Origin of the sequence: Halomonas sp. ALS9 (assembly GCF_001651035.1) — a bacterium.
Taxonomy (GTDB): domain Bacteria; phylum Pseudomonadota; class Gammaproteobacteria; order Pseudomonadales; family Halomonadaceae; genus Vreelandella.
Window position 1 is genome coordinate 74155 of the sequence record NZ_LXRG01000173.1, and the last position, 20614, is coordinate 94768.

The window sequence follows — 20614 nt, forward strand, 5'->3', positions numbered from 1 at the left end:
ACTAACCATAGTCGATTGGCCATAGTTCATGGCATTTAGTTCATGGCATTTAGTTCATGGCATATAGCTCATCGTATATAGTTCACCACTAAGGAGCGCGTTAATGAAAGTACTGCTAAGCAGCAGCGTCGTCAGCATGGCCTTACTCACTGGCTGCACCGGGATACCCGATGGCACGCAGCCAGTCTCGGGCTTCGAGCTAGACCGCTACCTCGGCCAGTGGTTCGAAATTGCCCGTTTGGATCACTCTTTTGAGCGCGGCCTAGATTGCGTCACCGCCACTTACAGCCTACGTGATGACGACGGCGTGCGGGTAATCAACCGAGGCTACAACTTGGAAGAGCAAACGTGGGATGAAGCCGAAGGCCGCGCCTACTTTATTGATGACGAAAGCGTTGGGCGCTTGAAAGTGAGCTTTTTCGGCCCCTTCTATGGCGGCTATAACGTCCTTGAGCTGGATGAAGATTACCAGTGGGCGCTTGTGGCTGGCCCTAACCGCGACTACCTGTGGATACTTTCGCGCACGCCGGAGATGGATAGCGCGACCGAAACCCGCCTGCGCGAGCGGGCAGCCGAGCTGGACTTCCCCACCGATGAGTTGATTGATGTTACCCAGGGCGAAGAGTGCCCCACCCAATAGCCCATTACCTCTCGGGCATTGCTGACACTCGCCTCGCGATCTCGCACTGAACATAGTCAATAAAGGCGCGCAGCCTGGCGGGCACATGGCGGCGCTGCTCAAACACCGCGTAAAAATCTGACCGTACCCCCTGCCAACCCGGCAGCAGCTCAACCAATGCGCCGCTGGCAAGGTGTTCATTGACATCCCACCAGGAGCGCAGCATTACCCCGTGCCCGTCCAAGGCTAAACGGGTAATCACCTCGCCATCGTTACTCGCCAGCCGACCGCTAACTTTGACCGACTGCACCTTTCCAGATACTAACTTGGTCGGCTGCTCGCTAGGCTCAAAGCGCCATAGCGGAAAATCGCTGTCGTTCTCGCGAATCACTAAACATTCATGCTGCTGTAAATCTGCCGGTGTGTGAATGGGCAACGCTTGGGCAATATAGGCAGGCGACGCGCAGAGTACCCGCCGATTGGCCAAAATACGCCGAGCCACTAAGCGCGACTCCGGTGGTTCGCCAATACGAATACCTATATCGAAACCGTGATCGCTAAGGTTAAGCGGAAAATTAGTCAGCTCTAACCACCCTTCCACCTCGGGGTGTTCGGCACAAAAGCGCGACAGCAACGGTGCGATATGGCGACGGCCAAAACCAAAGGTGGCGTTGACACGCAGCCGTCCACTCAGCGCCTGATCGGCCTCCTCTCCCAGAGAATTTTCCAGCTCATCCAACTCATCTAATATCAGCGTGCCACGCGCCAGGTAGCGCTCGCCTTCAGCGGTTAGCGTCAGCCGCCGTGTGGTGCGAGCCGCCAGCTCTACCCCCAGGCGCGCCTCCAACTGCTTCAGCCGTTTGCTTACCGCGGAGAGCGACAGCCCCAGCTCACGGGCGGTAGCGGTTAAGCTCCCCGCTCGGGCTAAGTGCTGAAAAAACGCCAAATCATCCAGGTGCGCCATATCGCCTCTCCGTCATTCTGCACTTTCACGCAACAATAACTTGAATAATAGCCTGATTATCTCCTCCAAAATAGCCGCTACACTCTATTCACGATTCACGATTCACGATTCACGATTCACGATTCACGATTCACGATTCACGATTCACAAGCATGCCAAGCAACTAACAAGATAAGGAAACACTATGACCCACCGTATTGCCATTATCGCCGGTGACGGCATCGGCACCGAAGTGATGCCCGAAGGCATTCGCGCCCTAGAAGCCACTGCCAAGCGCTTTAACATTGACCTTGAGTTCACCACCTTTGAGTTTGGTAGCTGCGACTACTACCTGGAGCACGGCAAAATGCTGCCGGATGACTGGTTCGAGCAGTTAAAAGGCTTCGATGCACTGTTTTACGGCGCGGTGGGCTGGCCGGATAAAGTGCCCGACCATATTTCCTTGTGGGGCTCACTGCTGCAGTTCCGCCGCCGCTTTGATCAGTACATCAACCTGCGCCCCTGCAAGCTTATGCCCGGCATTAAAAGCCCGCTGGCAGGACGCGAGCCCGGTGATATCGACTTCTATGTGGTGCGAGAAAACACCGAAGGCGAGTACTCCAGCGTTGGCGGCAAAATGTTTGAAGGCACCGACCGTGAAGTGGTTATTCAAGACACCGTCATGACCCGCACCGGCGTTGACCGCGTATTGAAGTATGCGTTTGAGCTGGCCCAGACCCGCCCGCGCAAGAAGCTTACCTCCGCGACCAAATCCAACGGCATCTCCATCACCATGCCCTACTGGGATGAGCGGGTGGTCGAGATGGCCAAAGGCTACCCGGAGATCGCGGTGGATAAATTCCATATCGATATTCTCACCGCCAACTTCGTTCTCCATCCGGATTGGTTCGACGTCGTTGTCGGCAGCAATCTATTTGGCGATATCCTCTCGGACTTAGGCCCCGCCTGCACCGGCACCATTGGCATCGCCCCTTCGGCTAACATCAACCCGGAGGGCATCTTCCCCAGCCTGTTTGAACCGGTACACGGCAGCGCGCCAGATATCGCCGGTAAAGGCATTGCCAACCCTATTGGCCAGATTTGGTCGGGTGCCATGATGCTTGAACACCTCGGCTATAAAGAGGCCGGTGATGCCATGGTCACGGCCATTGAGGCGGTGCTAAGTGAGGGTAACGCCAATGTACTTACCCGAGATGTGGGAGGGCAAGGCACCACAGAAAGCCTAGGCAAGGCGATTGCCGACAAGCTGGCAGAGTAGCCATCAGCCACTAAAAAAGCCTCGCTGGACTTCTCCAACGAGGCTTTTTAGATAACGAGTTAAACACTATAGAACTAGCTAGCTTAAACCAACAATTAACTGGCCAGTTTAGCCGCCGTTTTAGCCACTAGCTCACCCTGGAAATGGGCAATCTTCAGTTCACGTTCGTCAGGTTGGCGAGAGCCATCGCCACCAGCGAGGGTCGCTGCACCATAGGGTGTGCCGCCACTTACTTTAGAAATATCAAACTGCTCTTCGATACCATAACCAATCGGGACAATGATCATGCCGTGGTGGGCGAGCGTAGTCCAGGTAGAAGTAATGGTCATTTCGTCGCCGCCGCCAGTGCCGGTAGAGGTAAATACGCTGGCTACTTTGCCACGCAGAGCGCCGTTCGCCCACAGACCGCCGGTCTGATCCAGGAAGGTACGCATTTGACCAGCCATATTACCAAAGCGAGTGGGCGTACCGAAGATGATCGCATCGTAATCGGCAAGCTCTTGGGGCGTGGCTTCTGGCGTATCGTAGTCCTGCTTGCCACCCGCGTTTTTAAACGCCTCGGCAGGCATTGTTTCCGGCACGCGCTTAACGGTGACGTCGACACCATTGACGCCTTTTGCGCCTTCCGCCACAGCCTGGGCCAGCGTATCGATATGACCATACATTGAATAATAAAGTACCAGCACTTTCGTCATTACTATCTCCTTCGCTTATTCCTACACTCATTAGTCGTGTAGTGGGCGTCGCCCGATAAACAGTAACCACAACATAGCTCACCCAAGCATAGAAAAAAGCGAATGTTTTCGTCCGTGGGCGTCGATTTCATCGACGAACGCCACCTTGCACTTTACGCCATCCACCACTAGCTTTTGACTTGCCTATCTCAAACGTATCCAAGGAGTCTGGAATGACGATTTTTGAAGCCCTGCGCAAGGATCACGATATTCAGCGCGACCTGCTCGCTCGCTTAGTTGAGACACATGGAGACAGCGACGAGCGCGATAACCTTTATCAGCAAGTGCGTGCCGAGTTGCACTATCACGCTGCTGCAGAAGAGCGGGCGCTCTATATCCCCATGATGTCGATTGACCTGACCCAGGAAAAAGCCCGCCATAGCGTTGCTGAACATCATGAAATTGATGAGCTATTAGAATTGCTCGATGAAACTGACTACAGCGCGACTCACTGGCTGACCCACGCCAAACAGCTCCAGGATTTAGTCACCCATCACCTAGATGAGGAGGAGCAAGAGGTTTTCCAACTGGCTGGCCGCGGCCTGAAAGATAAGCAGAAAACATCGCTGGCCGGTGAGTATCAGGAAGAGATGCAGCGCCAACGCTCAGCGTAACCTGATAAGCCAATTGAAGAAGCGCTCATGTATCCCATGGGCGCTTTTTTGATGCTAGCGACTTAGTAGGGCCACTTTCGGATGCCTCTTGTTTCATGAATACGCTTTTTCACGAATACGCTAGGCTTTTACACGCGAACGACCTACAGGCTTGTGACACACGCTCAGCGTGGTAAATCTAGCCTTCTCTAATACTGACAATGACACTGGTTAACAGATGCTAAGGAGCGACAATGCTAGGCCAATGGCTCGACTGGTCGCTTGATGGGCAGCTTCCCGCCGCCAGCCAAGGCGTCTTCGCAAGCGGTACTTACCATTTGCGGGCACCTGGTATCTTGGAACTCATTCCCAACACACAAAGCCAATACGCCCGCGCGTGCATTTTTTCAGCGGCCATCCACGGCAATGAAACTGCGCCCGTTGAATTGTTAGGTGAATGGTTAAGCGGCGTAGAAGCGGGCAGCATATCGTTCGGCGCGCCCGTACTGGTGATATTAGGTAACTTGCCCGCGCTTAAGGCGCAGCAGCGTTTTCTTGCCACCAATTTAAACCGGCTATTTAATCGCGAGCTAACCGTGAAGGGCGAGGAGCCAAATCGCGCCAGAGAATTAATGGCCGCCGTAGATGGTTTTTATGCCCGCCATGCCGAGCTCCCCAAACTGCATTACGACCTACATACCGCAATTCGTGATAGCCGTTACCCCCGCTTCGTTGTAGAACCCTATGCCGACGTCCCCACAGACGCCGAGCAGTGGGGCTGGCTCGCGGCAGCGGGTATGCAGGCAGTGTTGCACCAACATCAGCACAGCTGGACGTTCTCCCACTACAGCAAGCACTATCACGCCGCCCAGGCATTTACCTTTGAGCTAGGCCGCGTCGCCCCTTTCGGTCAAAACGATATGGCCTCCCTAAAACCGATGCGTGCGCTGCTCTCGGCGCTTAGTGAAGGACGCGCCCCGCCCAGTCAGCCAGCCACAGAAATGCTATTTTTTCAGGTGCATCACGAGTTAATACGTCACTCCGATGACTTCCAGCTCTGTTTTGCCGACGATACGGCTAACTTCAGCCGCTTTGAGCCAGGCACCCTGCTGGCACTAGACGCTAAGACAGGAGAGTTTAGGGTCGGCGATATGCCACTCTACGTGGTGTTTCCCAATGCCCAGGTTGAAGTGGGCGCCCGCGCCGCGCTACTGGTGGCGCCTATCGCTTAGAGCCCCAGTCAGGCAAAGCTCTCGCTAAGATAATAACAATGGTAAGGCGATAACAGGCCCCTTGGCGTCGATACGACCAACGTCGAGTGCATAATGTTATAAGGAAAGCGCGCATAATGCGCCCAGCCTGATAGAATCGCCCCTTTTTTCGCGCCAGCCGCATCAAAGCATGTTCTTGATAACCCGTTGCTGCGGCAACTCTGTACTGGAGCCAATGATATGGCCGCTACGCCTACTCCCCTTGAAGTGCGTAATATTAAAAAACGCTTTGGCGATACGGAAGTTCTGAAAGGTCTCTCACTGCAAGCCCAAAAGGGCGATGTGATTACCCTGATTGGTGCCTCTGGATCGGGTAAAAGTACTTTTTTGCGCTGCATGAACTTGCTTGAACAACCCGACGATGGCGACCTCATTGTCCATGGCGAACCCATTCGCTTTAAAACCACTCGACACGGTCGTGAGCCCGAAGATTGGAAGCAGGTAGTACAAATGCGCGCCAAGCTCTCCATGGTGTTCCAGAGCTTCAACTTGTGGGCGCATATGACGCTGCTGGAAAACATCATCGAAGCGCCAATTCATGTGCTGAAAAAACCTAAAAAAGAAGCCTTGGAACATGCCCACGCCCTGCTTGATCGCGTCGGCTTAACGGCCCGCGCAAACGCCTACCCTGCGCAGATGTCCGGTGGCCAGCAGCAGCGCGGTGCAATTGCTCGCGCGCTGGCAATGGATCCTGAAGTGATGCTGTTTGACGAACCCACCTCAGCCCTTGATCCGGAATTGGTCGGTGATGTATTAAAAGTCATGCACGGCCTCGCCGAAGAGGGCCGCACGATGGTCGTGGTCACCCACGAGATGGGGTTTGCCCGGGATGTCTCCAGCCAAGTGATTTACCTTCACCAAGGCTTGGTGGAAGAGGCAGGCCCTCCCGACCAAGTGCTCAATAACCCGCAATCACCGCGCCTGCAGCAATTCCTGGCACCTAAATACTGATCCGCGAGGCTCACCATGATTGATTTGCAAGGTTATGGTCCCCGGCTGATCGAGGGGGCAGGCGTCACCATCCAATTAGCGGTGCTGTCGCTGATTTTAGCGATTATTTTAGGGCTACTGACCGCCAGTGCGAAAATGTCGCGCAACTGGTTTTTAAGACGCACGGCGACGGTTTACACCACGCTGATTCGCGGCGTGCCGGATCTCGTCTTGATGATGCTACTGTTTTTTGGCGGCCAGATTGGTGTTAACGCCATCAGCGACATGCTCTATTACAGCTACGACATCGATATTTACATTAACTTTAATGCCTTCGCTGCAGGCGTACTGACCATTGGTTTTATCTTCGGCGCCTATATGGGTGAGACCTTCAGGGGTGCCTTTATGGCGGTGGATAACGGCCAGATTGAAGCGGGCAAAGCCTACGGAATGAGCAATGGCCTCGTATTTCGACGCATCCGCTTTCCGCAAATGATGCGCCATGCGCTGCCGGGGTTATCTAATAACTGGATGGTACTGCTCAAAACCACCGCACTGGTTTCAGTCATCGGATTAACCGATATGGTACGGGTGGCCGCAGAAGCCTCCCGAGCGACCCATGAGCCCTTTACCTTTTTGATCCCCGTCGCCGTAGCGTACCTACTCATCGCCAGCGTGTCTGAATGGATTTTCGCGCGCCTGCAGAAACACTACGACATCGGCTTTGGAGGTCAGTGACATGCTCGATATTTCCACTTGGTTTAATGACCTGCTAGCTGGCAACACGATTTTCACCGCGGATACGCTGGGCTACTACTGGGAAGGCCTGGTTACGACCACTCAGCTGGTATTTTTATCGCTTGTTGCGGGGCTCATTCTCGCTGTTCCGCTGGCCATCATGCGCAGTTCCAAGCATAAATGGATCAGTCTGCCGATTTACCTCTACACCTACATTTTTCGTGGCACTCCGCTGCTGATTCAGCTCTATATCATCTACTACGGCGTAGTATTTATTGACGGCATTCAAGAGAGCTTTTTATGGCCGGTGCTGCGTGAAGCCTTCTACCCAGCGCTGATCGCCTTCACGCTGAATACTGCCGCTTACACTACCGAGATTTTTCGGGGCGCCATCAAAGCCACCGCTAAGGGCGAGATTGAGGCCGCTCGTGCCTATGGCATGTCGCAGAATTTAATGATGCGTCGAATCATCTTACCCAGCGCCTTTCGACGCGCCCTGCCCGCCTACGGCAATGAAGTGATTTTCATGCTTCACGCCAGTGCCATTGCCAGCGTGGTCACACTGATGGATTTAACCGGTGCCGCGCGTTTTGTCTACGCCCGCTACTACGCGCCGTTTGAGGCGTTTCTATTCGTGGCTGCGATTTATCTATGCTTAACGTTCGCGATTTTGTTCTTCTTTCGTTATCTGGAGAAAAAGTTGCTGGCGCATCTACGGCCTCAAGACGCTTAAGCATGGAAAACCGGTTGATCATGGAAAAACGGTGCAAGCGTCAAACAAACGTTGGTTCACAACGTAACGTCCCCTTTTCGTCAACGCCAACCTGGGTTAGTTTAATTGTCGGCTAACAACTATTTGTCAGTTAAAAACGGGGATCACTTTTAAGTGAACCCGCTTTCTACGGAGTAATAAGATGAAAAAACTACTATCTCTTTCGCTGTTAGGCTTGGCAGTCGCTGCCGCATCCTCGGCACAGGCGCGTGATTACGACAATGTACGCATTGGCGTGGACGTTCCTTACGAGCCTATGGAGTTCCGCACCGCTGAAGGCGAACTTACCGGTTTTGACATCGATCTGGGTAACGAGCTATGTGACCGCATGGGCGTTACCTGCGAATGGGTTGAGCAAGAGTGGGACGGCATTATTCCCGGCCTAATGTCACGCAACTACGACGCCATCATGTCGTCAATGACCATTAACGACGAACGCCGCGAGCAAGTGCTGTTCTCTGACCCCTACATCACTATGCCCTCTGCATGGTTTGCAGCAAGCGATCTGGGTATCAGCGAAGCCACCAAAGAGACGTTGGAAGGCATGACCATCGGCGTTCAGCGCGGCACCCTGCAGGACAACTACGTAACGGATAATTTCAGTGATGTGGCCGACATTAGCCGCTACTCCACCGCCGATGATATGGTGCTGGATATGGAAGCTGAGCGTCTGGACATTGTGTTCCTCGACTTCCCGATTGGCCAATCCACCCTGCTGGAAAGCGAAGAAGCTGAGTACGTAGTCATTGGTGAGCGCATCAGCGAGCCAAAAGAGTACTTCGGTGACGGCTTTGGCATCGCCTTCCGTCAACGCGACGAAGCACTGGCCGAAAAATTCAACGAAGCCCTGGCTGAAGTGCAAGAAGACGGCACTTACGACGAGATCTACAGCCGTTATTTCGGTGAAGAAGAGTAAGCATCAAAGCAAGTTTTAATATCTATCAACCGACCATCACCCCGGCAACCGCCGGGGTGATGCGTTTCTGCCTAATGCATTCAATTTAGTGAACTAGGTAAAGCTACCTCTGTCTGTGTATCATTGCGCCTATTCAACACGGAGGTTTTATGGCTCATTCGACTAGCCCACATGCAGGCACTCTCCCTCGCCCCTCTTCCCACTGGACAGGTTGGGGCCAGTGGCTGGCGCTGATCACCATGACCGTGGATCATCTTACCCGCTATGTGCTGCCCGGTGATTGGGATTTAAGCTGGGCAGGCTCTTCCATTGGCCGTATCGCCTTTCCACTGTTTGCCGCCATGGTGGCTTGGCACGGGCTATTTAATACCCGCAATCCGTTACGCTACTCACGGCGTATTTTAATTATCGGCCTGGTCGCCCAGCTCCCTTACATGATGATGCCGCGCTCATCAGACGCCTTTATCCTGAATGTCTGTTTTACACTGGCTAGTGGCTTGGCCTTGGGGACGCTGGTACGTCAGGGATGGCAACACTACCAACAGCAAACGCTAGGTTTACCCTGGCTGTTTGCAGGCGCGGCGGTAGGCGTTACGGTGTGGTACTTGCTCGGTTTTTGGGTGGAGTACGGTCACAACGGGCTGTTGCTAATTCCGCTGTTAATGTTTGCCATGCATGCGCTTAGCCAAGCAGAAAGCCATTTTCAAGCGCGCCTATGGGCAGGTCTAGCGGCGTTTCCGGTGCTTTGGATTGCCGGGCAGATGAATGCCTCTGATATGGCCAAATCGTTTACCGTAGGCACCTGCCTATTTGTGCTTATTCTTGCTGCAGGCGCAGCTCAGCGCATCCCCCCTGTCAGCTTAGCTATGCCGCGCCGTTTATGGCTGGCGTGGTATCCCGGCCACTTTGCATTAATTGCCTTATGGGTAGTGCTTAGCGGTCAACTGGCTTAAGCGCTCAGATCATTGCATCTTATCGCGCATCCAGGGCTGGTAGCGGCACAGCCGCGCCCGCCCTTCGATCTTGGCGCGGTACATCGCAACATCCGCCTGTTTAAGCACCTCCTCGTGGTCACAGTCTGCTGTCGTAAAGCAGGTATACCCTATGCTGGGTGTTACATCCGTATCCTGGCTTGCCAATCGGTAAGGCGGAGAGAACGCCTGCTGAACCTTGCGCATATAACTCTCAGCGCGTGCTTCGAGTGGCGCCTCAGCCTCCCCTTCCATCAGCGCTAGCAATACAAATTCATCGCCGCTGAGACGAGCAGCCATATCTCCCTCACGCAGACAACTTTCCAGGCGGCGAGCTACCTGCACCAATAGGTCATCCCCTGTAGCGTGGCCCCAGGTATCGTTAATCAACTTAAAGCGATCCAGATCTAAGAACATCAATAAACCGCTCTGCGTTTCGGTTTGATTTTGGTCGCAGAGCGTTTCCAGACGTTCGATAAATAGGCGGCGATTGGGTAAGTCAGTGAGTGAATCATAGAACGCCTGACGGTGAATAACCTCTTCATTGCGCTTACGCTCGGTGAAATCCTCAACAATCACAATACCGCCCACAATCTCGTCATCAACGCTACGCACTCCGTTGAAAAAAGCACGCACCGGCGTACCTTCCGCACGGCTAGATAAGCAAGACATTAACTGGGAGCCTTCATAATATCCGGCACCTTTATCCAGCGCATTTTGAGCAGCCGATGCTATATCCGCATCCACATCGTGCTGCATACAAAACCCCAGTAGTTTAGAACGGTCAAGGGACAAAATTTTCAATAAGTTTTCATTGCTGCCGGTAACGCTGCCTGTTTTGTCGAAATGCAGCACGCCTAACGGAGAGTGCTGAAAAATAGAGAGGTACCGATTTTCGCTTTCAAGCAGCTCTACTTCACGGGCTGCCATCGTCAAATTCAGCTCAATATTATTATGAATGAGACGGCCTAAACGATGACTGGTAGCGATTAGCAATGCCACAAAAACACCCAATAGAACACCAATCATGGTATGGGTTGGGGCATCAGAGAATATAAATAATAGCTGCAGTGGAATCGCAATAGGCAGTATGAAGAAAAGAACCATCCACCATAGAGCAGATAGCATCGTCACGCTTCCCGCCACCACACCAGCTAGAACAATGGCTAAAGCGGCAGCCTGCGCAGGCCGTTCACCGTCAAACATTAACAGGCCGCCCACGCCCCATACGCACCCCGTCAGGAATACCGTAATGACAAACAAACGCAGCCAACGTGGATGTTCTTGATCCGCGGAAGAGGCGCGTAAAAAGTGGACAGCAATTCTTAAACGTAACCCATAAACCAGCAATATCGCGATAAGCCAGCCCACTAACACAGCAGAGCTAGTCATTTCCTTCATAAGAAAAGCTAATAAAAAAGCGCCTAATACACCTGCAAAAACGGGCTGCCAAACATTGCCATATAGCAAACGTATTTTTTCGTGACGCAAACGTTTTGTAAGATTTTTCTCGTTGGATGAGTTAACCATTCACAACCTTCCATATATTTTTTTGTAATATGTTGAAGACTTATAAAAATAAATAAATTCAAGTATTTAAAATAAATTAGACTGGTCATATGCAAAAGAAGAGGATCAAATAACCTAATGAGGTCAGAATAAATAATAAACTAATACTCAGCACTGCAAAAATTGTTAAATTTCATGAATTTTGAAAAACAGAACTCCACTATCTACCTAAAATCAAATACACCTCAGCCCTTGGAGGTTAACCCAACGGCTGGGGTGCAGTTTAGAGAAGGCGGCTTGTGGCGCTACTGCTTAATGCAAAAGCTTAATGCTGGCGGCGGTGCCTCAGGCAGTAACGCGCTGCAGGCATTCACTTTTTCCAGCAGTTCGGCATGGTTAGGCGCGAGGATATTAACGTGGGCAAGCTTACGCCCGGCGCGCTCGGCTTTGTCATAACGATGCAGGTGCGTATTGGCAAGCGCGAGCATCGCCGCGTTGTCGCCCTCACGGCCAATGATGTTAATCATGCAGGTAGGCGCAATCGCCTGAGTATCGCCCAAGGGCAAGCCTTGTATCGCCCGCAGGTGGTTTTCAAACTGGCTGGTCACCGCGCCATCCATTGTCCAGTGGCCGGAATTATGGACGCGGGGGGCCATTTCATTGGCCAGTAGGCTGCCATCGCGGGTTTGAAACAGCTCTAGCGCCAGCACGCCTACATAGTCCAACTCATCGAGCAGAGCACGAATATAGCCATCAGCGGTCTGCTGAACGCTGGCATCCAGATCCGGCAGCGGCGCCACCGAGTAGCGCAAAATGCCATCGACGTGCTGGTTTTCCGCCATGGGGTAAAAAACCACCTCGCCATCGCGACCGCGCACGGCGATCATCGAAACTTCGCGCACGAAGTCGACAAAGGCCTCAACGACCAGTTGCGAGTGCCCGATAGCGTTCCACGCCTCGCCCGCTTGCTCAGGCTGCTTTAAGACCGCCTGGCCTTTGCCGTCGTAGCCCTCAGTGACCGACTTAGCCACCACCGGACATCCCAGCTCACGGGCAGCCGCTTCAAGCTGCTCGGCGCTCTCTACCACCCGATAAGCAGGCGTAGGGATGCCTAAACGGTCAAACAGTGTCTTCTCTTCGACCCGGTTCTGGCACACTTCAATGGCACGGCTACTAGGATAGACCGGCTTGTGCTGCTCGATCTCACGCACCAGTTCAACGGGTAAGTGCTCAAATTCGTAGGTCACCACGTCAACCTTGGCCAAAAACTCGGCTAAGTGCTGGTTGCCGGGATCAACAATCACCTCACCGATACCCGCACTGGGATTTCCCGTGGTATCCAGGAAGGTAAACCGATTGCCCAGCGGATAGCCCGCTAGCGCCAACATACGCCCTAATTGGCCTGCGCCAAGTACGCCGATGTTTTTTGCAATGTCGGTTTTGACAACGTCGCTCTTTGCGATACCAGAGCTCATGGGCAGGCTCCTTATTCTGCTTCCGGCTCAGGGCGCGGATCCGGGTTATCAAGGACTTTCTGCGTCTGCTCAGCACGAAATGCTTCTACTGCGCTGCGTACAGTGGCATCTTGCAGGCCGACAATTTGCGCCGCCAACAAGCCTGCGTTGGTGGCGCCCGCTTTGCCAATCGCCAAGGTGCCCACCGCAATGCCGCCCGGCATTTGCGCGATGGAGAGCAGAGAATCCAGGCCTTTCAGGGCTTTCGACTCCACCGGCACACCCAGCACCGGCAGCGCTGTTTGCGAAGCCACCATACCCGGCAAGTGAGCAGCACCGCCCGCGCCTGCCACAATCACCTGCAAACCGCGCTCGGCAGCACTCTTGGCATAGTCGAACAGCAGGTCAGGCGTGCGGTGCGCCGAGACGACCCGCGTTTCATAAGCCACGCCCAAACGCTCTAGCATAGAGACAGCGTGCTCCATGACCGGCCAATCAGACTTGGATCCCATGATCACGCCCACCTTGGGTGCGCTGTTCGATGACATGCAAAACTCCTCGGCCCAACGGCCTATAAAAAGCGAAACTAAATTGAAAAAACAGCGTGCACCGCGTCAGGCACACATCAAAATAGGAAGGCGAATAGTCTACCAGAGCTAGCCCCTTTGCGGGCTTTGCTGAGGTCGTGAAATTTTCATCAAAATAGGCATTGAAATGCGCCCCGGTTGGCGGCATTGTGTGTTTGTCATTTCAGACTGATGGAGCCACATGAGCACGGCACGCGCAACTGCCACTGCGGAACAGCTTGATCCTCCGCGAAGCAGCCCTGACCTCGACGTCAGGGAACTTGAAAAACGTACGCGATTGATGCGTATTATCACGCGTCTGATCGCTGTATCAGACCTAGGAAGCCGAGAAATTGCCCGCCGGGCAGGGCTTCCCGTTCAGAAAATTAGCGACTTGCTCGCCGGAAGGCTAGAGCATCTGGGAGTGGACGAACTCCACGCCCTGCGTCGCACCTTAGAGCTGGAGGCGCCATAGCAGACACTTTTTCTGCTGTTCCCACTCCGCTACTCATCACAGGCCGCCTCACGGCGGTCTGGCAAAGCGTTTTTCATTTCCTCTTTAGCTTTTCCTCAAGGCGCAATCGCAATCCCTCCCAGTGCTATCACTGCGACCACTACCCAAGCGGGCAGCTTCCAAACGGTTAGCAGTAAAAACCCTGTCAGTGCCAAAGCGAACTCTTCTTTCCCTACAATTGCGCTCGTCCATACCGGCTGATAAAGCGCTGCGCCTAAAATACCTACCACCGCTGCATTGGCTCCGCGCATTATCGCCTGGGCACTGCCCCACTGACGAAATTGATTCCAAAACGGCAACACCCCCACCAAGAGCAAAAAGCCGGGGATGAAAATCGCCAACAGCGCCAACAAAGCGCCAACTAAACCATTGATACCGGGCAACAGCGCGCCCAGATAAGCCGCGAAGGTAAATAACGGCCCTGGCACCGCCTGTGCCGCGCCGTAGCCTGCCAAAAACTCATCTGGGGTAACCCAGCCCGACTGCACCACTTCCGCTTCTAATAGCGGCAGCACTACATGCCCACCACCAAACACCAACGCACCTGAGCGGTAAAACCCATCAGCGATATCTAACCAAACCGTCGCTCCTGCTAATAGCGGCAGTAGAATCAACAGCCCACTGAATAAACCCAGCGCCACCATGCCTGCTCGGCGCGATACCGGAAAATGCAGCGAGTCACTTGTTTTACCAGCAGAGCTATCCCTACAAAGTGCGAGTCCGGCGAAGCCACCTAACACAATCGCCGCGACCTGGCCCAGCGGGCCACTGACTAGTACCACCGTAAATACTGCCGCAAGTGCTATTCCCGCACGGGTTTTATCGGGGCAGAGGTTGCGCGCCATGCCCCATACCGCGTGAGCAACAATGGCAACCGCCACCACTTTCAAGCCGTGAATAATACCGCTGGCGATAGGGCCATCGAGCACCGCTGCGCCAAAGGCAAACAGCACCAGCACAATCGCGGAAGGTAGCGTAAACGCTAGCCACGCCATGGCCGCGCCCCAGGGCCCTGCACGCATTAAGCCTAAGGCAAAGCCTACTTGGCTACTCGCGGGCCCTGGCAAAAACTGACAAAGCGCGACTAAATCAGCGTAGGCACTTTCGGTTAGCCACTTGCGGCGTTCCACAAAAGCGGTACGAAAATAGCCCAGGTGCGCTACTGGGCCGCCAAAGGATGTTAAGCCCAGCGCTAAAAATGCCCAAAAAATCTCACTGACACGACCTCGCGCCTGCGTTTGCTCCACCATGCTGGTCACCTGCTAACCAATTAAAAAAGCGCAAGGCTTTGATTATAAGCCTTGCGCTTTAACGCTTTATGACAACGTCATTTTAACGTGCGTTACTCCTGGTCAGTCACTGCGCCGGTACTCGCCGAACTAACCAAGCGCGCATATTTGGCCAATACGCCGCGAGTGTAACGGGGTTCCGGCTGCTGCCACGCAGCGCGGCGGCGGATCATTTCATCATCCGATATATCCACGTCGATGGTATCCGCTTCCGCATCAATGGTGATGGTGTCGCCATTTTCCACCAGCGCCAGCGGGCCACCGTCGAAGGCTTCTGGTGACACATGTCCGACCACAAAACCGTGGCTACCGCCCGAGAAACGTCCATCGGTGATCAGCGCCACATCATTGCCTAGGCCTCGGCCCATAATCGCGGATGTCGGCGTGAGCATTTCGCGCATACCCGGGCCACCTTTCGGACCTTCGTAGCGAATCACCACCACATCACCCGCGACCACCGTGCCATCGTTAATGCGCGCCTGCGCCTCTTCTTCCGAACCGAATACCCGCGCCGAACCCGAGAAGCGCGTGCCTTCTTTGCCGGTAATCTTCGCTACCGCGCCTTCCGGCGCGAGGTTGCCGTAAAGCATGCGCAGATGGCTCTCCGTTTTAATCGGGTTACCTAAGGGGGCGATAATCGGCGGCTCAGCAGGATAGGGCTCGACCTCAGCCAAGTTCTCTTCCAGCGTTTTACCCGTAACGGTTAAGCACTCACCGTTGAGTAGACCGGCATCCAGCAGCATTTTCATCAGCGGCTGAATACCGCCAATCGCTACCAGCTCGCTCATCATGTAGTGGCCACTGGGGCGCAGATCAGCCAGCACCGGCACACGCTTACCAATCTCGGTAAAGTCAGCAAGGGTAAGTTCAACGCCAATGGTGCGCGCCATGCCAATCAAGTGCAGTACCGCGTTAGTGGAGCCGCCCAGGGCAATCACCACGGTGATCGCATTCTCAAACGCCTCTCGGGTCATAATATCGGAAGGTTTGATATCGTCAGCCAGCAGCGCCATCACCGCCTCGCCCGCGGCTTTACAATCGTCACGTTTCTCTTGGGAAATGGCGTTCTGCGCCGAGCTACCCGGCAGGCTCATACCCAGCGCTTCAATCGCCGAGGCCATGGTGTTGGCGGTGTACATACCACCACAGGAACCTGGCCCAGGAATCGCCGTTTCTTCGATGTTTTTAAGCTCGATCAGATCGATATCACCACGGGAATGCGCACCCATCGCTTCAAACACCGAGACGATATCGGTGTGCCCTTTGCCGGGCATAATAGTGCCGCCGTACACGAACACACTGGGGCGGTTCAAGCGCGCCAACCCCATCAGGCAGCCCGGCATATTCTTATCGCAGCCGCCAATCGCGACCAAGCCATCAAAGCCTTCGCAGCCCGCGACGGTTTCGATGGAATCGGCGATCACTTCCCGGGATACCAGTGAATACTTCATACCTTCGGTGCCGTTGGCAATACCATCCGAAATGGTGATGGTATTGAAAATCACACCTTTACCACCGCCCGCGTCCGCGCCATCACGGGCAAACTCGGCCAGCTCATTAATATGGCTATTGCACGGCGTCACCATGCTCCAGGTAGAAGCAATCCCCACCTGAGGCTTTTTGAAATCTTCGTCATTAAAGCCCACGGCGCGCAACATGGCGCGGCTAGCGGCTTTGCCGGGGCCATCGACCACTTGAGCAGAGTGGCGGCGGGAATTATTGGTAGACTCGGTCATTAGGTTCTCTCTTAGCGTTGTTCACGGTATCCGCATAGCTTGGCGATATAATCCCCATCCCGCAAGACGATTAACTTATGGCACCATACACTTAGCTGCTACCCAGCCGTGAAGGAACCATCTTCCAAGCTACTCAGCCATTAGGGAACACCGTGCATGCCTGCAAACCCACTGCTCTCAAAAACGCCGTTAGCGCCGGGCTTTATGGTGGTACACGCCAATCGCCTGGAAGATTTGCGCGGTTTGGCAGTGGAGTGGATGCGCCGACACCCGCTCTCGCCGCTAGAAAATGAAACTATTCTGGTGCAGAGCAACGGTATCGGACAGTGGCTAAAACTGGCATTGGCAGAAGACCCGGCTCAAGGCGGGGCGGGCATTGCAGCAGCGCTGAACGTCACGCTGCCTGCGCGTTTTCTATGGCAGGCCTACCGCACGGTGCTGACGCAGCTGACCCATGACGATCAGGCGGTTCCCGAAACCTCGCCATTTGATAAATCGCGGCTGATATGGCGCTTACTGCGCCTGCTGCCTAGCCTTGCCGAGCAGAAAGCCTTTGCCCCGCTGGCACGCTTTTTAGAGATTGATCGCGACCAGCGTAAGCATTACCAACTAGCCGAGCGGCTGGCGGATCTGTTTGATCAGTATCAGGTCTACCGCGCCGACTGGCTGGACGCCTGGGCGAAGGGCAACGACGTATTAATCACCGCCCGTGGCGAAGCCCGCCCCCTAGAAGAACACCAGCTTTGGCAGCCCGCATTATGGCGCGCCCTACGCGATGACGTGGCCAACACCCAGGGCGAGGCAGGCCTTAACAGCAGCCGCGCCCAGGTACACAGCCGCTTTTTGGAAGTTGCTAAACAGCTTGAAGGCCAAGACTGCCCGAACGGGCTGCCCCGGCGGCTGATTATTTTTGGCATTTCATCGCTGCCGCAACAGACGCTGGAAGCTTTGGCGGCGCTGTCGCGCTGCTGCCAAATTGTGCTCTGTGTGCACAACCCCTGCCAGTACTACTGGGCGGATATCATCGAACATAAGGATCTGCTCCGCGCCAGCCGCTATCGCCAGCAGCGCAAAGCGGGCATGCCGGATGCGTTAGACGTGCTGGGCACCGGTGATGCCAGCGATGCCCTACACCTGCACGCTCAACCGCTATTAGCCGCCTGGGGCAAACAGGGCCGCGACTATCTTCGCCTGCTCGATGAACACGACGATTCGGGCAACTACCAGACCCTATTCGAACAGCAGGCGCTGCGTATTGATATGTTTGAGCCGTTTAGCGACGCCGAACACAGCTGCCTACTCAGCCAACTCCAAGACGATATCCGCGAGCTGCGCCCGGTAGCAGAGACCCAAACCCACTGGCCCGCGCTAGACCCGGCCAGCGACGACTCTATCGTGTTTCATATCGCTCACGGCCCCCAGCGGGAAGTGGAGATCCTTCACGACCAACTGCTCGCGGCATTTAGCGCCGACCCGGATTTACGCCCCCGCGATATTATCGTCATGGTGCCGGATGTTGACCGCTACGCGCCGCATATTGAAGCCGTGTTCGGCCAGTACCGTTCAGCTTCTGGTAGTTATCATTCGAAACCCGACGACCCGCGCTACATTCCCTACACGCTGTCGGATCAGGCCAGCCGCCACCGATTGCCGATGATGATTGCGCTGGAAAAACTGCTGCGCCTGCCGGAGCTGCGCCTATCGGTAAGCGACCTGTTAGACCTGTTGGAAGTCCCCGCGCTGCGTACCCGCTTTGGCATTGATGAGCACGACCTGCCGACGCTCAGCCGCTGGATTGAAGGGGCAGGCATCCGATGGGGGCTGAATGCAGAACAGCGCACTCGGTTGGATCTACCTGAAGGCCTGACCCAGAACACCTGGGCCTTTGGCCTGCGCCGCCTGCTGCTGGGTTACACGGTAGGTAGCGCCGACGCCTGGCAAGGCATCGAGCCGTTTGACGATATTGGCGGACTGGAAGCCTCACTGGCAGGCCCGCTGGCGAACCTGCTGGAAAAACTGGAAAGCACTTGGGAAACCTTCTGCCAGCCCACCGACGCCGCCACCTGGGTGGCCCGGCTGCGCGAGTTACTTGAAACGTATTTTCTCACCGACGACGCCCAAGAAAGCGTGATGCTCACAAAGCTGGAGACCGCGCTCCAGCAGCTGTTTGACAGCACCGAAGAGGCCGAGCTTGTTGATCCCTTGCCGCTCTCCATGGTACGCGAACACTGGCTGGGGCAGATCGACGAACATAGCCTCTCCCAGCGTTTTCTTGCAGGGGCGGTCAACTTCGCCACCCTGATGCCGATGCGTGCAATCCCCTTCAAACATGTGTGCCTGCTGGGTATGAACGACGGCGAGTACCCCCGCTCCCAGCCACCGCTGGATTTCGACCTGATGGGCAGCGACTACCGCCCTGGCGACCGCTCGCGACGGGAAGATGACCGCTACCTGTTTCTGGAAGCGCTGCTCTCCGCCCGCCAGCAGCTCTATATTAGCTGGGTAGGCCGCAGCCAAATCGACAACAACCCGATGCCGCCCTCGGTGCTGGTGGGCCAACTGCGCGATCATCTTGAAGCAGGCTGGCAAGCCCAGAGCGGCGAGCCGCTGTTGGAAAGTTTGACCACCGAGCACCCGCTACAGCCGTTTAGCCGCCGCTACTTTACTGATCAATTAAGCGACTCCCCCGCCCAAGCACGGCTATTTACCTACGCCCACGAGTGGCACGCCCTGCACGCCCCTAGAAATACAAACAGCCCTGGCGCGCCCCCACCAAGGCTGGAAGCAGAGAGCGAACAACCGGTTTCGTTAACCCTGGCCCAGCTAGGCGGTTTTCTGCGTGAACCAGCCAAGGCGTTTTTCAATCACCGCCTGGGCGTCTATTTCGAGCAGGAAGAACTCATCCAGCTGGACGTTGAACCCTTCACCTTGGACGGACTACAGAACTGGCAGTTACAGGATCAGTTAATCGCCGCCCAACGCCACGCCGTGGATAACGGCCAGCCGCGTATTGAAGCGCTGCATGCGGTTCTGGAACGTTTTAAAGGCCAGGGAGTGTTAGCAGTGGGTGCCTTTGGTGAACGGATGCGCGAAGCGTTGGCGGAGCCGATGGAAGCGTTGTTCGACGCCTACGAAGAAGCGCTGCAAGAGTGGCCTCAAGTAGTCTCAGCCCCCCAGGCGGTGCATGTTGTTGAAGGGGCTGAAGGAGCTAAAGGAAAGATAACGCTGGAAGATTGGCTGGGGGAGCTACGCCAGGATGATGCGGGTAACCGCTGCCGCCTGCTACTGCTCAGCAGCAGCCTAATCAGCCAAGGGCGCGGCCGTGGCCAATACCGCTGGCAGCACCTGCTGCGCCCTTGGGTGGCCCACTTAGCGGGCAATAGTGAGCGCCCAATGACCACCCAGCTACTCTCCAAAGCGGGCCATGTACGCTTGGAACCGCTAGACGCCGACAATGCCCGCTTCCAGCTACAAGCCCTGCTCAGCGCCTGGTGCGATGGCATGCAGGCACCGCTCCCATTGGCCCCGCAGGCGGCTTTCGCCTGGTTAGCTAAGCAGGGAACGCCAGAATTTGAGGCCGACAGCGACGCCTACGCCGCCGCCGAAACTGCCTACGAAGGCGGCCGTTTCCAAACCGGCGAAGTCGCCCAAAGTGCCTACCTTTCACACCAATGGCCTAGCTTTGAGCGGCTGTTTAGTGAGCGCGCCCTAGGACATAGTTTCGCCGCACTGACCGAGGCGCTCTATGCGCCGTTGCACAAATCGGTGAAGAATTAATGT

At 55.1% G+C, this 20614-nt stretch carries 18 protein-coding genes; 11 read left to right on the top strand and 7 right to left on the bottom strand.

The window, feature by feature from the left end:
- Nucleotides 1-103: 103 nt before the first annotated feature.
- Nucleotides 104-640 carry a lipocalin family protein gene (locus tag A6R74_RS12060; protein WP_064234721.1) on the top strand — a complete coding sequence of 179 codons (537 nt, stop codon included), beginning with the start codon at nt 104-106 and terminating at the stop codon, nt 638-640.
- 4 nt (nt 641-644) lie between these two features.
- On the opposite strand, the gene A6R74_RS12065 is transcribed toward A6R74_RS12060, so the two are convergent.
- On the bottom strand, nt 645-1583 hold the full coding sequence (locus A6R74_RS12065; protein WP_064234722.1) for a LysR family transcriptional regulator: 939 nt from the start codon (nt 1581-1583) through the stop codon (nt 645-647).
- Nucleotides 1584-1767: 184 nt separating this feature from the next.
- Between A6R74_RS12065 and A6R74_RS12070 the strand changes: the two genes are divergently transcribed.
- A complete protein-coding gene (locus A6R74_RS12070; RefSeq protein WP_064234723.1) occupies nt 1768-2841 on the top strand; it encodes a tartrate dehydrogenase in 1074 nt (357 codons plus the stop codon).
- A 95-nt stretch (nt 2842-2936) separates the two neighbouring features.
- Here A6R74_RS12070 and wrbA read toward each other — a convergent pair whose 3' ends face one another.
- The gene (wrbA, locus tag A6R74_RS12075) at nt 2937-3536 is read right to left on the bottom strand and encodes an NAD(P)H:quinone oxidoreductase (RefSeq protein WP_064234724.1); all 600 of its coding nucleotides are present in this window, start codon (nt 3534-3536) and stop codon (nt 2937-2939) included.
- A 212-nt stretch (nt 3537-3748) separates the two neighbouring features.
- On the opposite strand from wrbA, the gene A6R74_RS12080 reads away from it, so the two are divergent.
- The 7 genes from A6R74_RS12080 (at nt 3749) to A6R74_RS12110 (ending at nt 9748) form a co-directional block, all read left to right on the top strand.
- Entirely contained in the window at nt 3749-4189 is a 441-nt protein-coding gene (locus A6R74_RS12080; RefSeq protein ID WP_064234725.1) for a hemerythrin domain-containing protein, read from the top strand.
- Between the two features lie 233 nt (nt 4190-4422).
- Nucleotides 4423-5400, top strand: a complete 978-nt coding sequence (locus A6R74_RS12085) for a succinylglutamate desuccinylase (RefSeq protein WP_064234726.1) — start codon at nt 4423-4425, stop codon at nt 5398-5400.
- A gap of 219 nt (nt 5401-5619) precedes the next feature.
- Nucleotides 5620-6390, top strand: coding sequence for an ABC transporter ATP-binding protein (locus A6R74_RS12090; RefSeq protein ID WP_064234727.1), 771 nt, complete (start codon nt 5620-5622; stop codon nt 6388-6390).
- Between the two features lie 15 nt (nt 6391-6405).
- Entirely contained in the window at nt 6406-7107 is a 702-nt protein-coding gene (locus A6R74_RS12095; protein WP_064234728.1) for an ABC transporter permease, read from the top strand.
- A gap of 1 nt (nt 7108) precedes the next feature.
- On the top strand, nt 7109-7840 hold the full coding sequence (locus tag A6R74_RS12100) for an ABC transporter permease (RefSeq protein ID WP_064234729.1): 732 nt from the start codon (nt 7109-7111) through the stop codon (nt 7838-7840).
- Between the two features lie 181 nt (nt 7841-8021).
- Complete coding sequence (locus A6R74_RS12105; RefSeq protein ID WP_064234730.1) at nt 8022-8795, top strand: transporter substrate-binding domain-containing protein; 774 nt, start codon at nt 8022-8024, stop codon at nt 8793-8795.
- Nucleotides 8796-8944: 149 nt separating this feature from the next.
- Complete coding sequence (locus A6R74_RS12110; protein ID WP_064234731.1) at nt 8945-9748, top strand: TraX family protein; 804 nt, start codon at nt 8945-8947, stop codon at nt 9746-9748.
- Between the two features lie 9 nt (nt 9749-9757).
- Here A6R74_RS12110 and A6R74_RS12115 read toward each other — a convergent pair whose 3' ends face one another.
- The 3 genes from A6R74_RS12115 to purE all read right to left on the bottom strand — a co-directional run bounded on the left by A6R74_RS12115 (nt 9758) and on the right by purE (nt 13277).
- Nucleotides 9758-11158: a diguanylate cyclase domain-containing protein gene (locus tag A6R74_RS12115; protein WP_240488221.1), complete on the bottom strand. Its 1401-nt coding sequence runs from the start codon at nt 11156-11158 to the stop codon at nt 9758-9760.
- 422 nt (nt 11159-11580) lie between these two features.
- Nucleotides 11581-12750 (bottom strand): 5-(carboxyamino)imidazole ribonucleotide synthase, encoded by a 1170-nt coding sequence (locus A6R74_RS12120; protein ID WP_064234733.1) that lies wholly within the window; start codon nt 12748-12750, stop codon nt 11581-11583.
- A gap of 11 nt (nt 12751-12761) precedes the next feature.
- Nucleotides 12762-13277, bottom strand: coding sequence for a 5-(carboxyamino)imidazole ribonucleotide mutase (gene purE / locus A6R74_RS12125; RefSeq protein WP_064234734.1), 516 nt, complete (start codon nt 13275-13277; stop codon nt 12762-12764).
- 220 nt (nt 13278-13497) lie between these two features.
- On the opposite strand from purE, the gene A6R74_RS12130 reads away from it, so the two are divergent.
- Nucleotides 13498-13770, top strand: coding sequence for an XRE family transcriptional regulator (locus A6R74_RS12130; protein WP_008958942.1), 273 nt, complete (start codon nt 13498-13500; stop codon nt 13768-13770).
- Nucleotides 13771-13865: 95 nt separating this feature from the next.
- Here the strand turns inward: A6R74_RS12130 and chrA are convergent, their stop codons facing one another.
- Nucleotides 13866-15059, bottom strand: a complete 1194-nt coding sequence (gene chrA, locus A6R74_RS12135; RefSeq protein ID WP_064234735.1) for a chromate efflux transporter — start codon at nt 15057-15059, stop codon at nt 13866-13868.
- Nucleotides 15060-15151: 92 nt separating this feature from the next.
- Nucleotides 15152-16834: a dihydroxy-acid dehydratase gene (ilvD, locus tag A6R74_RS12140; protein WP_064234736.1), complete on the bottom strand. Its 1683-nt coding sequence runs from the start codon at nt 16832-16834 to the stop codon at nt 15152-15154.
- A gap of 156 nt (nt 16835-16990) precedes the next feature.
- Here ilvD and recC point away from each other — a divergent pair, with 156 nt between their 5' ends.
- Nucleotides 16991-20611 carry an exodeoxyribonuclease V subunit gamma gene (gene recC, locus A6R74_RS12145; RefSeq protein WP_064234737.1) on the top strand — a complete coding sequence of 1207 codons (3621 nt, stop codon included), beginning with the start codon at nt 16991-16993 and terminating at the stop codon, nt 20609-20611.
- Nucleotides 20612-20614 lie beyond the last annotated feature (3 nt).